15 protein-coding genes are annotated in these 14,474 nt (G+C 61.2%); 4 read left to right on the top strand and 11 right to left on the bottom strand.

Features of this window, described 5'->3' with window-relative positions:
• Positions 1 to 47: 47 nt before the first annotated feature.
• On the top strand, positions 48 to 335 hold the full coding sequence (locus QZ571_RS05235) for an SCP2 sterol-binding domain-containing protein (RefSeq protein ID WP_295532645.1): 288 nt from the start codon (positions 48 to 50) through the stop codon (positions 333 to 335).
• Positions 335 to 1,309 (top strand): alpha/beta hydrolase, encoded by a 975-nt coding sequence (locus tag QZ571_RS05230; protein WP_295532643.1) that lies wholly within the window; start codon positions 335 to 337, stop codon positions 1,307 to 1,309. The genes QZ571_RS05235 and QZ571_RS05230 overlap by 1 nt, the downstream gene beginning before the upstream one ends.
• Here QZ571_RS05230 and QZ571_RS05225 read toward each other — a convergent pair.
• The 4 genes from QZ571_RS05225 to QZ571_RS05210 are packed head-to-tail and all read right to left on the bottom strand — an operon-like array spanning position 1,290 to position 5,231.
• The gene (locus tag QZ571_RS05225; RefSeq protein WP_295532641.1) at positions 1,290 to 2,015 is read right to left on the bottom strand and encodes a peptidase; all 726 of its coding nucleotides are present in this window, start codon (positions 2,013 to 2,015) and stop codon (positions 1,290 to 1,292) included. The two genes, QZ571_RS05230 and QZ571_RS05225, sit on opposite strands and share 20 nt — an antisense overlap.
• A 33-nt stretch (positions 2,016 to 2,048) precedes the next feature.
• Positions 2,049 to 2,861, bottom strand: coding sequence for a transglutaminase family protein (locus tag QZ571_RS05220; RefSeq protein WP_295532639.1), 813 nt, complete (start codon positions 2,859 to 2,861; stop codon positions 2,049 to 2,051).
• Positions 2,858 to 3,814 (bottom strand): alpha-E domain-containing protein, encoded by a 957-nt coding sequence (locus QZ571_RS05215; protein ID WP_295532637.1) that lies wholly within the window; start codon positions 3,812 to 3,814, stop codon positions 2,858 to 2,860. Before QZ571_RS05215 ends, QZ571_RS05220 begins: the two co-directional genes overlap by 4 nt.
• Before the next feature lie 4 nt (positions 3,815 to 3,818).
• A complete protein-coding gene (locus QZ571_RS05210; protein ID WP_295532673.1) occupies positions 3,819 to 5,231 on the bottom strand; it encodes a circularly permuted type 2 ATP-grasp protein in 1,413 nt (470 codons plus the stop codon).
• 200 nt (positions 5,232 to 5,431) lie between these two features.
• On the opposite strand from QZ571_RS05210, the gene QZ571_RS05205 reads away from it, so the two are divergent.
• Complete coding sequence (locus QZ571_RS05205) at positions 5,432 to 7,249, top strand: M3 family oligoendopeptidase (protein WP_295532635.1); 1,818 nt, start codon at positions 5,432 to 5,434, stop codon at positions 7,247 to 7,249.
• 77 nt (positions 7,250 to 7,326) lie between these two features.
• On the opposite strand, the gene QZ571_RS05200 is transcribed toward QZ571_RS05205, so the two are convergent.
• The 5 genes from QZ571_RS05200 to lgt form a co-directional block, all read right to left on the bottom strand.
• Positions 7,327 to 8,136 carry a Hint domain-containing protein gene (locus QZ571_RS05200; protein ID WP_295532633.1) on the bottom strand — a complete coding sequence of 270 codons (810 nt, stop codon included), beginning with the start codon at positions 8,134 to 8,136 and terminating at the stop codon, positions 7,327 to 7,329.
• Positions 8,137 to 8,471: 335 nt separating this feature from the next.
• Positions 8,472 to 8,633, bottom strand: a complete 162-nt coding sequence (locus QZ571_RS05195; RefSeq protein WP_295532631.1) for a hypothetical protein — start codon at positions 8,631 to 8,633, stop codon at positions 8,472 to 8,474.
• A 234-nt stretch (positions 8,634 to 8,867) separates the two neighbouring features.
• Positions 8,868 to 9,629 (bottom strand): peptidoglycan editing factor PgeF, encoded by a 762-nt coding sequence (gene pgeF, locus QZ571_RS05190; RefSeq protein ID WP_295532630.1) that lies wholly within the window; start codon positions 9,627 to 9,629, stop codon positions 8,868 to 8,870.
• 21 nt (positions 9,630 to 9,650) lie between these two features.
• Positions 9,651 to 10,727 carry an SAM-dependent methyltransferase gene (locus QZ571_RS05185; protein ID WP_295532628.1) on the bottom strand — a complete coding sequence of 359 codons (1,077 nt, stop codon included), beginning with the start codon at positions 10,725 to 10,727 and terminating at the stop codon, positions 9,651 to 9,653.
• On the bottom strand, positions 10,724 to 11,614 hold the full coding sequence (lgt, locus tag QZ571_RS05180) for a prolipoprotein diacylglyceryl transferase (protein WP_295532672.1): 891 nt from the start codon (positions 11,612 to 11,614) through the stop codon (positions 10,724 to 10,726). Before lgt ends, QZ571_RS05185 begins: the two co-directional genes overlap by 4 nt.
• A 139-nt stretch (positions 11,615 to 11,753) precedes the next feature.
• On the opposite strand from lgt, the gene QZ571_RS05175 reads away from it, so the two are divergent.
• On the top strand, positions 11,754 to 12,029 hold the full coding sequence (locus tag QZ571_RS05175; protein WP_295532626.1) for an accessory factor UbiK family protein: 276 nt from the start codon (positions 11,754 to 11,756) through the stop codon (positions 12,027 to 12,029).
• Positions 12,030 to 12,111: 82 nt separating this feature from the next.
• On the opposite strand, the gene QZ571_RS05170 is transcribed toward QZ571_RS05175, so the two are convergent.
• Complete coding sequence (locus tag QZ571_RS05170; protein ID WP_295532624.1) at positions 12,112 to 12,888, bottom strand: transglutaminase family protein; 777 nt, start codon at positions 12,886 to 12,888, stop codon at positions 12,112 to 12,114.
• A 405-nt stretch (positions 12,889 to 13,293) separates the two neighbouring features.
• Positions 13,294 to 14,394, bottom strand: a complete 1,101-nt coding sequence (aroC, locus tag QZ571_RS05165) for a chorismate synthase (protein ID WP_295532622.1) — start codon at positions 14,392 to 14,394, stop codon at positions 13,294 to 13,296.
• Positions 14,395 to 14,474: the final 80 nt, after the last annotated feature.

Genomic DNA, 14,474 nt, shown 5'->3' with positions numbered 1-14,474 from the left:
AATGCTGGAAAATGCGAGAGCCCGGCGATCAAATCTGGAGGACGATGATGAGCGAAGTTATCAACAAGGCCGTTGAGGCATTGAAAGTGAAGCTGCCCGATGGTTTTTCGTCGACTGCGAAATTCGTGATCGAGGATGAAGGCTCGATCATCGTGGATGAAAACGGCGTGCGCGAAGGCGATGACGACGCCGAAGTCGTGATGATCGCAGATCGCGAGACGTTTGAGGGAATGCTGGGCGGCGATGTAAACCCGACGGCAGCCTTCATGTCGGGCAAGCTGAAAGTGGACGGCTCGATGGGGCTGGCCATGCAACTCGGCGCGGCGCTCGCTTGATGGAACGCGCCCCCCTCAATGAGGCAATCGCACGTGGCCCCGAGGGGGGCGCGGCCTATTGGCTGCACACCGATGACGGTGTGCGCATCCGATTTGGCCATTGGCCCGGCCCCGCCAAACCGCGCGGGACCGTCTTTTTGCTATGTGGTCGCACCGAATATATCGAGAAATACGGCCCCGCAGCGGCGGAACTGGCTGCGCGCGGCTATGCGATGCTGGCGGTGGATTGGCGGGGTCAGGGCCTTGCCGACCGTCTGCTGCCCAATGACCCGATGAAGGGACATGTCGGGGGCATCCTGGATTATCAAATCGATCTGAAGGCGGTGATCAAGGCAGCGCATGAGCTTGCTCTGCCCCGCCCATTCTTTTTCATCGGCCATTCGATGGGCGGCGCGATCGGGCTGCGCGCGATACAGGGCAAGGACCACCCTTTTGCCGCCGCCGCGTTCTCGGCACCGATGTGGGGCATCAAGGTGAACGCCATGCTGCACCCGTTCCGCATCATCTTGGCGCAACTGTTCGGTGGATCCCCCTTTGCCGAGGGCTTCCCGCCGGGCATGAACGCGCAGACCTATGTCTATCGCGACAGCTTCAACGCCAATCGCCTTACCCGCGATCCTGCGATGTGGGCGTGGCTTCTGGACCAAGCGGCCCAAGAGCCTGCGCTGACGCTGGGCGGCCCGACGATCCATTGGGTCGCGGAAAGCATTCTGGAATGCGAAGCGCTAAACGCCCTGCCCTCGCCCGATCTGCCCTGCTATTGCGCGCTGGGAGGGGTCGAAAAAATTGTTTACACCCCGTCAGTTCATGACCGGATGGGCCGCTGGCCGGGCGCCAAGTTTGACGTGATGCCCGGCGCCGAGCACGAGATCATGATGGAAGTGCCCGCCACGCGTGCGCGGTTTTACGATGCCTGCGCGGCGCTTTTTGACGCGGCAGGCGCGGCAGCGGCACCTATAGCTGAATCTGCGTAAAGCTGTCGCGCAGCGCAGTTGACCACGCCTCGGACATGCGCGCGAATTCGGGATCGCCCGCTTCAAGACGGCGCTGCATCGTGATTTTGCAGTCATTGTTGGCAATCACTGCCAAATCTAGAGGCATGCCCACCGACAGGTTTGACCGCAATGTCGAATCCATCGACAGCAGCACCGCCTTTTGTGCATCCTCAAGCGTGGTTTCCGAGCGCACCACCCGGTCGAGAATAGGCTTGCCGTATTTATGCTCGCCAATTTGCAGGAACGGTGTGTCTTCGGTCGCCTCGATGAAATTGCCTTCGGGATAGATCAAAAACATCCGCATCTCGCCGCCCGCGCGCTGGCCCGCAACGATCATCGAGGCCGAGGTCGAGACTCGCTCCATCTCCATCCGGCTCACGATATCCTTGCGCACGCCAGCCATGGTATTGCCGATAATCTCGGCCACCTTCAGCATCGTCGGCGCAAGCATAATCGAGGTCTCGCCAGTGGCATCCGAAGAGTCGATTTCTTCGCGCAACCGCGCCAGCGTGGTTTGCGTCACCGACAGCGAGCCCGCCGTCATGATCGCGACCACCCGCTCACCGGGGTCTTCAAAGGTGAACATCTTGCGATAGGTCGCAATATTATCAAGCCCACCATTGGTGCGCGTATCCGACAGCAGAACCATGCCCGCATTCAAAAGCAGGCCGACACAATAGGTCATAATTTTTCCCTGATCCCCCTGATCAGCGCGACCTTATTGCTGGACTTGCTCAAGAGCAACTGTGACGTCTAGTCGCTCTTCGGAACCGCCTTGGGTGATGCCGCGAATTGGCGCGGCCTCATGGGCATCCAAACCCGAGCCAAGCCGGATATAGCGGTCATCGGGGCAGCAGCTATTGGCGGCATCAAAACCGATCCAGCCGATCCCCTCGATCCAGATTTCGGTCCAGGCATGTGCGGCTTCATGGGGGGCGCCGTCTTCTGTGGCAAACAAATAGCCCGAGACATAGCGTGCCGGTAGATCATGCGCGCGCGCCACGGCGATGAGGGCATGGGCATGATCCTGACACACGCCCTTGCCTTGGGCCAAAGCCTCGGCGGCGGTGGTATGGGCATCGGTGGTGCCGGGCTCGTAGGAAATTGCCTCGGCCACTGCAGCACTTAGGCGATGCGCGCAATCAAGCAACTCGGTGCAATCCGCGACCGCCTCAGAGGCCAGTTTCGCCAATCCGTCGTCGATCCATGTCGCGGTGGTTTCGCGCAGATACGCCATCGGATGCACCAACTCGCGATGGCCGCGCAGCACCCCTGCCGTATCGGTGGTCTCGATCTTGCCACGCACCGTCACGACGACCTCCTCGATGGGCGGGCGGATCGACCAGCTTTCCACCTTATCGCCCGCACCATCGCGAAACTCACCGCCGCGAATGCCGCCTTCGACCGCAACCTGCCATTCAATCTCGCGTTGGCCGCTAAAGCGCGACGGGAACAGGCGCAAAGACTGCACCGATGAGCCCATCGGACTGTCGTAGGAATAGGTTGTTACATGATCGACCGTGAGAATCATCGCGCCTCTCCACTCAGGTAGTTGCGCTGCACAAGTCCCGTCAGCTCACCGATATCCTGAATGAAGCGGGTCAGGAATTCATGCAGCCCCTCGTCGAAAATCTCGGGAACACGGGTGGATGACAGCGCGGCGACGAGCGCTTGGGCGCTCTCTTGCGCGGGGCCTGCGGGCTGGTTGTAGAACCGCGCCAGGTTGTCGAGATGGCGCATCACCTTTTGCGTCGATGACAGCAACGAGCGCGGGCTGGCCGGGTTCAAGATCAAGAAATCCACGATTTTGGCCGAGGTGATCTCACCGCCATAGGCCCAGTGAAACGCACGATGGGCTTGCAGCGCGCGCAGCATTACCCGCCATTGGTGATTATCCAGCCCCGTGCCGACCATTTCGACCGAAGGCAGCAGCACGAAGTACTTGACGTCAATCAGACGCGCGGTGTTGTCGGCCCGCTCGAGCGCATAGCCGAGGTTCATAAAGAAGAACCCGTCATTGCGCAGCATCGTGCCATCCATCGAGCCGCGCAGCAGCGCCGATTTGCTGTTCACCCAATCACACAGCTCGCCCAATTCCATCTCAGAGCGTGGCTGGCGTTCCAATTGGCGGATTTGCTGAAACGCGGTATTGAGCGTGTCCCAGACCTGTCCGGTGATCGCGGTGCGCACGATGCGGGCGTTTTCGCGCGCCCGTTCGATACAGGAAATCACCGATGAGGGGTTGTCGCGATCAAAGAACAGGTAGCTTTCGATATTGCGCTGCACCGGATCGCCGTATTTCGCAGCAAAGCCTTCGGCGGTGCCCGAGGCTTGCAGCAAGCTCACCCAGTCAGAGCGATAGCCATGCCCCGCTGAGGGCGTCAAAGAGATACGCGCGCCGACCTCAAGCAGGCGCGCCATCGTTTCCGCGCGCTCCATGTAGCGCGCGACCCAAAAGAGATTTTCCGCCGTCCGGCTTAGCATGTCATCACTCCGCCAGAACCCAGGTATCTTTTACGCCGCCGCCCTGGCTTGAATTGACCACGAGCGAGCCTTCGGTCAGCGCCACGCGCGTCAACCCGCCCGGCACCAGTTCGATTTTATCCCCGACAAGGCAGTAGGGGCGCAGATCGACATGGCGCGGCGCCACCCCCTCTTCGACGAATGTCGGGGTAGTCGACAATGCCAAGGTCGGTTGGGCGATGTAATTGTCAGGATCTTCCATGATCTTGTGACGGAAAATCTCGATCTGTTCCTTGGTGGATTTCGGCCCCACCAACATGCCGTAACCGCCCGAACCGTGGACCTCTTTGACAACCAGATCCCCCAGCTTTTCGAGCACATATTTTAGCTCATCAGGCTTGGCGCATTGCCAAGTCGGCACGTTTTCCAGCAGCGGCTCTTCGCCAAGATAAAAGCGGATCATTTCCGGCACGAACGTATAAATCGCCTTGTCATCGGCCACGCCAGCACCGGGCGCCGAGCAGATCGACACGCCACCCGAGCGATAGACATCCATCAGCCCCGGCACGCCCAGCATGGAATCGGGGCGGAAACACAGCGGATCAAGATAGGCATCATCCAGCCTGCGATAGATCACATCCAGCTTCTGCGGCCCCTCGGTCGTGCGCATCCAGCAAAACCCGCCCTCGACGAACAAATCCGCGCCCTCGACCAGATCGACCCCCATCAGATCGGCCAAGAAGGAATGTTCGTAATAGGCCGAGTTGAAATGGCCCGGCGTAAGGATCGCGATCGTGGGATCGCCATTGCATTTTGCCGGTGCGACCGAGGCCAGAGTGCGCCGCAGCGCCTCGGGATAGCCCTCAACGGGCTCAATCCGGTTCTCGCGAAACAGCTGCGGAAACATCCGCATCATGATCTCGCGGTTTTCCAACATATACGACACACCCGACGGCGTGCGGCAGTTGTCTTCAAGAACGTAAAACTGATCGCGCCCGGTGCGCACCAGATCAATGCCTACGATATGGCTGTAGATACCGCGCGGCGGTACAAAGCCGGTGACAGAGCGCTCATAGGCGTCGTTTTGATACACCAGACGGGCGGGGATGCGTCCGGCACGCACGATCTCTCCGCGACCGTAAACATCCAGAAGAAACGCGTTGAGCGCACGCGCGCGCTGCTTGATTCCGCGCTCGAGTTTGCGCCATTCCATCTGCGTGAACACGCGGGGGAACATATCAAACGGGATAAGTCGATCCGGGTCGCCGCCCTCGCCATAAACCGCGAAGGTGATGCCGATGCGGCGAAACATCGCCTCTGCCTCGGCCTGTTTCATGGCGCGGAAATCGGCGGGCATCTCGCGGGTCCAGCCATCCAGCGCGCTATAAGGCGCACGCACCTGATCGCCGTCGAACATCTCGTTGAAATATTCTATCATTTCGATCGCGGTCACTCCTGCTTCTCCCACTATTGCTAAGGCTAGAGTGTCGACAGGAAAAGGCAATCGCCAAGGTTGAGTGGCTGAATTGGCCAACCAACGCGTAATTTACCGCACAATGCCCAAATTTTACGCACCCCTTGCCATTCCCGCCCCAAGCCCCCTATCTCAAGACCAACATGCCAGACCAAGAGGACGCCATGACACCCACGCACCGCCGCCCCGTTTACGACGCCAACGCAAATTCGGGGGCCTTCGGCGCGCTTCCCGACTGGGATCTGAGCGATCTGTATCCAGCACCTGATGCACCCGAACTGGCAAGCGATATGAGCTGGCTTGAGAAAAACTGCGCCGCTTTTGCGCGCGATTATCAAGGCAAGCTGGCCGAGTTGGACGCGTCCGCCATGGCAGACTGCATCGCGCGCTATGAGGCGATCGAGGAAAAAGCGGGCCGCGTGATGTCGTTTGTGGGGCTGCGCTATTACCAGAACACCGGCGATGTTGCGCGCGTCAAACAGATGGCGGATGCGCAGGATAAAATCACCACCTTCACTACGCCGCTGGTGTTTTTCAGCCTTGAATTCAACCGCATCGACGATGCCCGCTATGAAGCGGTGTTCGCCGATCCGCAGGTTGCGCGCTACAAGCCTGTCTTTGACCGGATGCGCGCGATGAAACCCTACCAGCTCTCTGATGAGATGGAGAAGTTTCTGCATGATCAATCGGTTGTCGGGGCCTCTGCGTGGAACCGGCTGTTTGACGAAACCACCGCCGCGCTGACATTTGAGGTGCAGGGCGAAACCCTGAGCCTTGAGGCCACGACGACGCTGCTCTCCGATCACGACCGCGCCAAGCGCGAGGCGGCGGCGCAGGCCTTGGCGAAAGTGTTCAGTGAGACGGTCCGCACCTTTTCGCGCATCCACAACACGCTGGCCAAGGAAAAGGAAATCGAGGATCGCTGGCGCAAGATACCGACCCCCCAGACGGGTCGCCACCTGTCCAACGACGTCGAACCCGAGGTCGTCGAGGCCCTGCGCAATGCCGTGGTCGCCGCTTATCCGCGCCTGTCGCATCGCTATTATGCGCTGAAAGCCAAATGGCTCGGCCTTGATAAGCTGCAAATCTGGGACCGCAACGCACCGCTGCCCAATGACGACCCGCGCGAAATCCAATGGGATGAGGCCAAAGCCACCGTGCTTGAGGCCTATGCGGGGTTTGATCCGCGCATGGCCGAGATCGCCCAGCCATTTTTCGAACGCAGCTGGATTGATGCAGGCGTGAAGCCGGGCAAGGCACCGGGCGCGTTTGCCCATCCGACGGTGACCACCGTGCACCCCTATGTGATGCTCAACTACCTTGGCAAGCCGCGCGATGTGATGACGCTGGCACATGAGCTGGGCCATGGCGTGCATCAGGTGCTGGCCGCCAAACAGGGCGAGATGCTGGCCTCAACCCCGCTGACACTGGCCGAAACCGCCAGCGTCTTTGGCGAGATGCTGACCTTCCGCAAGCTGCTGGCAGGTGCCAAAACGCAGGCGGAACGCAAAACCCTGCTGGCGGGCAAGGTCGAGGACATGATCAACACGGTCGTGCGCCAGATCGCGTTCTACGATTTCGAATGCAAACTGCACGCCGCGCGCGCTGAAGGGGAACTAACGCCGGAAGATATCAACGCGCTGTGGATGTCGGTGCAGGGGGAATCCTTGGGTCCGGTGTTTGAGTTCATGCCCGGATATGAAACCTTTTGGTCCTACATCCCGCATTTCGTTCACTCGCCCTTCTACGTCTATGCCTATGCGTTTGGCGATGGTCTGGTGAACGCGCTATATGCCGCTTACGAGGCCGAACCGCAGGGCTTCCAGGACAAGTATTTCGCGATGCTCGAAGCGGGCGGGTCGATGCATCACAAGGCGCTGCTGGCCCCGTTCGGCCTTGATGCGACCGACCCGGCATTCTGGGACAAGGGCCTGTCGATGATCGAAGGCTTCATCGACGAGCTGGAGGCAATGGAGGACTAATCCCTGCCCCCACAAATATGCAAAAGCCGCGCGAGCCCCCAACCCGCGCGGCTTTCTCATACCGGTCTGCTACCCACTCAAACCAGCATGTCTTCAACTTCGTATCGCGTCAGTCGCGGATGGCTCAGGCGACCGAAATCGCGCAGATGCGATATCTGCGGAAAGACACCCGTGAACAGTTCCAACATGCGCGAGTCGATCATCCGCTCAGCGCCCTCGCCGGGATGGTAGCTTTCCACCTCTAGCCCACCGACCTTCAGCGACCCCTGCGTCTCCAGCACCAGATGATAAACGCTGACCGGCGATATCGGCTGCACCTCGACCACGCTGACCCCGTCAATAAACCCCGAGATCGGCACATAGGCCTGCTCGATCCCCATGCGCCCGCGCATGCGCGCATCGCGCAGCCCGATGCGCGCATGCGGACCCAGCACCAGATCGGGCATCGGGCGCGCATGACCAAAGGCCTCGGCAGCCACACGGATCAGCTTTGCCCCCGGCTCGCCCCCGGTCGGAAACATCGTCATCGAGCCAATCCAGGTGACCGTTTCGACGCGCCCCTCAGCGGTATGCACGCGCATTCCGGGCACGAGGTCTTCGATCGCCACGGGGCCTTCCTCGGTGGCCAGAACCGAACCGCGCGCCAGTGCCGAAAACGCCTCTTCGAACAGAGGAATCGCCGGAGCGATGCGCGATTCATCTTCAATCATCCCGTCTTCGCCCAGCCACATCGTAGAGTAGCGGCGCGTCAGCCCCGACGCCTTGAGCGTGCGCTTGGGACTCGACGGAGTGGCCCGCAGAACCCGTGCGGGTGCCTGTGAGACATGTGTATCATGTGTCGTGTGAACGGGTGACAGCCCCGCCACCGAACGATGGGTATTCCTCATGCGAGCAGCCTTTCGGTCTGGTCACATCTGCGGCGGCCCCCACCGGGTGCAGAGAGACGAGATGACCATGACCACTCCGAACGCTCGCGTCAAATTTTTGCGTAAACTGTCGCCTCGGGGGCAGGCAATGCGCCCCTCGATATGCGCATCGTTTCAGACTTGGGGACGCGCCGCCACTGTCTCGACACAATCGGGAAACGAATCACCCCGCGCCCCGGAGCAGGCCGGAACGCGGGGATTTTCGGGGCGAAAGTGGCAGCCTTCACCCCCATTCCTCTCAACGGCGCACACGCACATCTCTAAATGGCGTGCAGGCCGGAAAGGAAACGCGGGGCTCAGGACGCTGCGACGCGGCGTGCTGGGGCAATGCTATATTCGGCACGCCGATCCGTCAGCGATTTGCGGGCACCACGCGCGAAGGGCATCTGCACCTCGGCTTGGGCGGCTTCGCGCAGCACGGATTTGATCCAGCGGTTTTGGGATGCTTTGCGGTTCATGGTTTGCTCCTACCTCAGAATGCGTTTCCGGTTTTCCCGGTTTCATCCTGTATGGCAGGGCTTTACGGCCAGCTTTGGGCGGTTACGAAAAACTTTCAAACAATTTGAGCGGGAAATATGGCAAAGTCGATTGTTTCAATATCCCGCGCAATAAGGGCGTTTTGCCGGGATTGCGCTGCACGCTGCCCCAAGTAAGGCCGATCCATGGCGCGCCATCCCCCATTCGTGCCGCAATCACAGACGAATCGCAGACAACAGCCGACCATAATCGGCCTCACCCGCATGGGTGGTGCGTCGATATGAGAAGAACAAGTCGGGCTCGCTATAGGTGCAGCGGTGGATCCATTCTGCCTCCCCCACCCCGGCCGCACGCAAACGGCTTAGGCTAAAGCTGGGCAGGTCGAAATGCGGCTTGCCACCGGGACCACCGGAAAAGAAACGACTATAGGCCGGGTCCTCGATCATGAAGCGTTCCATGAACTCCTCACCCACCTCATAGGCTTGCAGCGAGATACAGGGGCCGATCACAGCGGTGATATTGGCACGCTCTGCGCCAAGGCGCTCCATTGCATCCAGCGTGTTTTCCAACACCCCTTCAAGGGCACCGCGCCAGCCCGCATGGGCCGCGCCAATCACCCCCGCCTTGGGATCGGCAAACAGAACCGGTTGGCAATCTGCCGTCAGGATCGAAATCGCGATGCCCGGCGTGGCGGTCACAAGCGCATCGGCCTCGACCGGGGTCTCAGCGGGCGCATCAATGGTCACGACATTGGGCGAGTGCACCTGATGAACCCTGACCAACGCCTCGGGGGCGACGCCAAGCGCGCTGGCCGCACGCGCAAGATTGGTGCGCACCGCCCCGGCTTGATCCGTTGATCCGGGGCCGCAATTAAGCCCCGAGAAAATCCCCGATGACGCCCCGCCCTTGCGCGTAAAGAACCCGTGTTGAAAAGAACCAAGCGCAGGGGCGGTCAGGATTTCAAGCGTCGTTTCCATCGCATCTCCTTGCCTAGCCAATCAGGCCGCATCAAATCCGGGGGGCAGCGCCGCACCTTGTGGCACAATCGCCAGCGTTTGGAATAGGTGACCCATTTCCGCGGGATGGGTCAAGCGGCGATGCGCGGCGATGTGGCTTGTAAGCGCGGTCCCTGTCATCTTGCCCGCCAAGGCCTGCGCGCGCGCGGTGATGCCCAACCGCTCCAGCAGCGTCCCCTGAGCCGTCATCGCACTGACCTGCGCCCCCGCTGCACGCGCGCCCTGTGCCAGCGGCTCGAAATCAACATGGGCGGTCAAATCAGCCTCGCCGGGGGTGGCGAAAGGATCGACCGGCTGATGCGCGCACAAGGCTTGGAACGTATCGCCCAAGCTGTGCCAATTGCCGTAATCGATCAAAATCGCCGCCCCGCCTTGGGCTGCGATCCGCGCCGCCAGATCGCCCACGAACGCCACCGCAGGCGCGCAAGTTTCCACCACATCGCCCGGCTTGGTATCGCCGCGCCGCGTCTCTAGTGCGGCCAGCCATGTCGGCGGCGCAAGACCGGGGATCAGCGTGCCATCTGGCGCGACGCCCACCTGCCGCTCACACCAGCCCGTATCAGCGCGTTGAAACTGCCGGATCGGCAGCGCATCGAGAAACTCGTTGGCGACCAGAAACACCGGTTGATCGGGCAGCGAGACGAGGCTGTCATGCCAAATTACCTGATGCCCCGCCAAAGTCTCGCGTTGGATGTCACGCAATGTCTGTGAGGCCTCAATCAGATGGATCTGCGCCGCCGCGAGCATCCCCGGAACGGCCCGCATCGCGCGCACCATATCGGCCATCAAGGTGCCCCGCCCCGGCCCCGCCTCGGCCAGAGTGAACGGCGTTGGGCGCCCCTGATCGCCCCAAGCCTGCGCAAGCGCCAGACCGATCATCTCACCAAACATCTGTGAAATTTCGGGCGCGGTGATGAAATCGCCGGCGGTGCCAAACGGGTCGCGCGTGGCATAATAGCCATGCGCCGGGTGCAACAGGCACGTCGCCATATAGCGATCCAGCCGCATCGGCCCCTCAGCGGCGATCTGCGCGCCCAGAAGTCGCCCCAGCGGGGTCATGCAGCCTTGGGCGCCCGCAACGCGCGGATCACGAAAAACAGCCCCACAAGGATCATTGGGATCGACAGCACCTGCCCCATCGTCAGCCCCAGCCCATCGGTGAAGCGGATCACATGGCCATAAGGATTGCCGGGGGTGACAAATTGCGGATCGCCTTGGCGGAACAGCTCGACAAAGGCACGCGCGCAACCATAGCCCGTCAGGAAGATGCCCAGGCTCAGACCGGGGCGTTTCAGCGAACGCGCAAAGCGCATCATCCCCCACAAGATCAGACCCAGCACGATCCCCTCCAGCCCCGCCTCATAAAGTTGCGAGGGGTGGCGCGCGCAGATCCCATCCACCTGCCCTGCGATGCCTAGACAGGTTTGGGCGGCTTCACCCGGAAAGATCACCCCCCACGGCACATCGGTCGGACGGCCCCACAGCTCGGGTTTGATGAAATTCGCGATCCGGCCCAGAAACAGCCCGATCGGCGCGACCAAAGCCATCGCATCAGCGAGTTGCAGCTTGGGCACGTCATGGCGGCGCGCGAACCACCAGCCCGCCACCAGCGTGCCCAGAAAACCGCCGTGAAACGACATGCCGCCCTGCCAGACCTTAAGCACATCCAGCGGATGCGCCAAATACCACGCGGGTTCGTAAAACAGCACGAACCCCAGACGCCCGCCCAATACCACGCCCAAAATCACCGCCGTGAGCAGGTCTTCGACGCGGCCCGGCGCCATCGGCGCGCGATCGGCAGGCCACAATCCGGGGCGCTTCATCAGCGCTACGATGATGCGCCAGCCCAGCACCAGCCCGGTAATATAGGCCAGCGCATACCAGCGGATCGGCAGCCCCACGAACGGGATGGTCAACGCGACCGGGTCAAATTGCGGAAAGGGAATGGCAAGGGGCAGCAATGCGGTCTCCTCGGGATGATGCGCCGCGAGAAAGCCTTGCTAGGTGCGGGAAGTCAACCTTGCACCCCAGCGCCGCGCGGCCCATATAGGCCTTAACCGATTACGTTCACGCGAGGGGATGCCCATGCAACCGCCCAACAAAATTTTCGACGAAATGTCCAAGCTGATGACCAACGCCATGGGCGTGGCTCAAGGCGCGAAAGACGAGGCCGAAACTGCGATGAAATCGTGGATGGACCGCTGGCTGGCGGATCGTGATTTCGTCACCCGCGAAGAATTCGACGCGGTGCGCGCGATGGCGCAAAAGGCGCGCGAAGAAAACGACGCGCTCAAGGCGCGCCTTGATGCGCTGGAAGGGGCCCAAAAGCCCGCCGCGAAAAAAGCCAAACCCGACGCGTGATATGATCTTTGCGGATCGATTGCGAAAGACCGTCCTTTAATCTGGGCGGTCTTTTTTCATACCCAACCGGGCGCGCCGCGCCTTAGCAGCGCTGAACCGAGACCGTCTGGGAAATCAGATTGGCCGGGGCTTGGGACTCCATGAAGGCGATGTCATAGGCGTCGCGCCCGACGACAACCACCGCCATGCTGTCCGCACCACACATCCCCGTCGCATCGACCAGATGCCAAGCGTCCTCCAGCCAAACCTCGGCGACCGCGTGGAAATCCTGCGGTGCTACATCGGGCCCATAGGCCGAGACCGCACGGGCCGGAATTTGCGCCGCCCGCACCATGGTGCACAGCAGATGCGCATAGTCGCGACACACGCCTTGCCGCCCTGCGAAGGTCTCAAGAACATTGGTGTCGGAATCCGAACTGCCCGGAACATAGGATAAATTCGACTCGATCCAGTCGCGAATGGCGGCGACCTTGCTGCCCCCTTCCAGATGACCAAACCGTTTGTTCACGAAAGAGATGAACTTGTCGGACTGGCAATAGCGCGAGGGGCGCAGATACGGGGCGGCTTCGGCGGAAATTTCGTGCAGGGGCATCGCGCGCAGATCATTCAGCGGTGCACTGGAGCGCGTAATCTCGACCTGCGCCTGATAATGCAGCCACATCTCATTTCCCGGAACGCGCGCCCAGATCCTGTCCCCGACATCGCTATCGGCTGCGATCCGAAACACCTCGGAGTGACCAAGGTTCAGATTGGCGCTACAGATCGTCTGCCCGCTGGTCTGGGCGACCTCCACTGCCAAGGCGACCGTATTGGGATACGGGAACCAGTAGTGCATCTGAACGTCGATCAAAAAGCGCATGTGATGTCCTGTTCCTTGTTTCGATTTGCGGCTCCGGGCCGAGGTTCCCACGGCTGACCTTGCCCAAGTGGACACAAACGGTGCGACCCGACAACGACGGACCGGATCAATCTGCGCAAACACAAAGACAATGCGGGCGCGAAGGCGCGTCTGGATAAGGCAAAGCTCTCAGGAGATATCAGCAGCCAAACTGTATTTGGGCGGCTACCACCCGTCGTTTCAGTCTCTGCAAGGGCCAGTTTTGCCAGCCCCCCTGCCGAGTCGCGCCGTGCATAAACCAACAGCGCTGCAAGGTGCAACCCGATCATCATGCAACGCATCGTCACGCCAAGACGGGACGTGACGCCGCTTTGGTCATGGCCTCGGATCGACCCGGTTCTGCGGCGGGCAGCTCGCCCCCGCGATTTAGCCAATCACGCCGCGCACACCACCCGTTTGCCCGCGATCCATCAGGAATTGATCAAGGATCACGCAGGCCATCATCGCTTCGGCCACCGGCACGGCGCGGATGCCAACGCAGGGATCGTGGCGGCCCTTGGTGATCACCTCGACCTCTTCGCCGCGCGTGTTGACCGAGCGGCGCGGCGTCAGGATCGAGCTGGTCGGCTTGACCGCAAAGCGCACAGTAATCGGCTGGCCGGTGGTGATGCCGCCCAAGATTCCGCCCGCATGGTTGGACAGGTATTGCACGCCATCCGGGCCCATCACCATCTCATCGGCATTGTCCACGCCGGTCAGCGCGGCAGCGGCCATGCCTTCGCCGATTTCCACGCCTTTGACTGCGTTGATCGACATCATCGCGGCGGCCAGTTCGGTATCCATCTTGGCATAGATCGGCGCGCCAAGACCCGCCGGGCAGCCCTCGGCCACGACCTCGATCGCGGCGCCGACCGAATTTTGGCCCTTGCGGATCGCAGCCAGATAATCGGCCCATTCATCAACCGCGAGCGCATCGGGAATGAAGAACGGGTTTTGCAGGATCTGGTCGCGATCAAAGCGGGCGCGGTTGATGTGCTTGGCCCCCATCTGAACCATGTAGCCATAGATTTTCAGATCGGGCACCAGCTGCGCCAGCACAGCCTGTGCCACGCCGCCCGCCGCCACCCGCGCTGCGGTTTCACGCGCGCTCGACCGCCCGCCGCCACGATAATCGCGCACGCCGTATTTCTGATGATAGGTGATATCGGCATGACCGGGGCGGAACTGCTGCGCGATCTCGCCGTAATCCTTGGAACGCTGATTGGTGTTCTCGATCATCAACTGGATCGGCGTGCCGGTCGTGCGCCCCTCGAATGTGCCCGACAAGATGCGCACCGCATCGGGCTCCTTGCGCTGGGTGGTTTCCTTGGACTGGCCAGGACGGCGACGATCCAGAAACTGCTGGATAAAGGCCTCGTCGATCGCGATGCCGGGCGGGCAGCCATCCACCGTCGCGCCAAGGGCAGGCCCATGGCTTTCGCCCCAAGTGGTGACGCGGAACAGATGACCGAAGGAATTGAACGACATGGGAACGCGGCCTTTACGGGTTTCACTCCCCCACGCCTTAGCAAGTTGCCCGCTTTGAGGCAACGTGCGCACTCGATGAC

Source organism: uncultured Thioclava sp. (genome assembly GCF_913064665.1).
In the GTDB taxonomy this organism is placed as follows: Bacteria; Pseudomonadota; Alphaproteobacteria; order Rhodobacterales; family Rhodobacteraceae; genus Thioclava; species Thioclava arctica.
The sequence above is the reverse complement of the archived record's forward strand: the minus strand, read 5'-3'. Positions and strand labels throughout refer to the sequence as shown.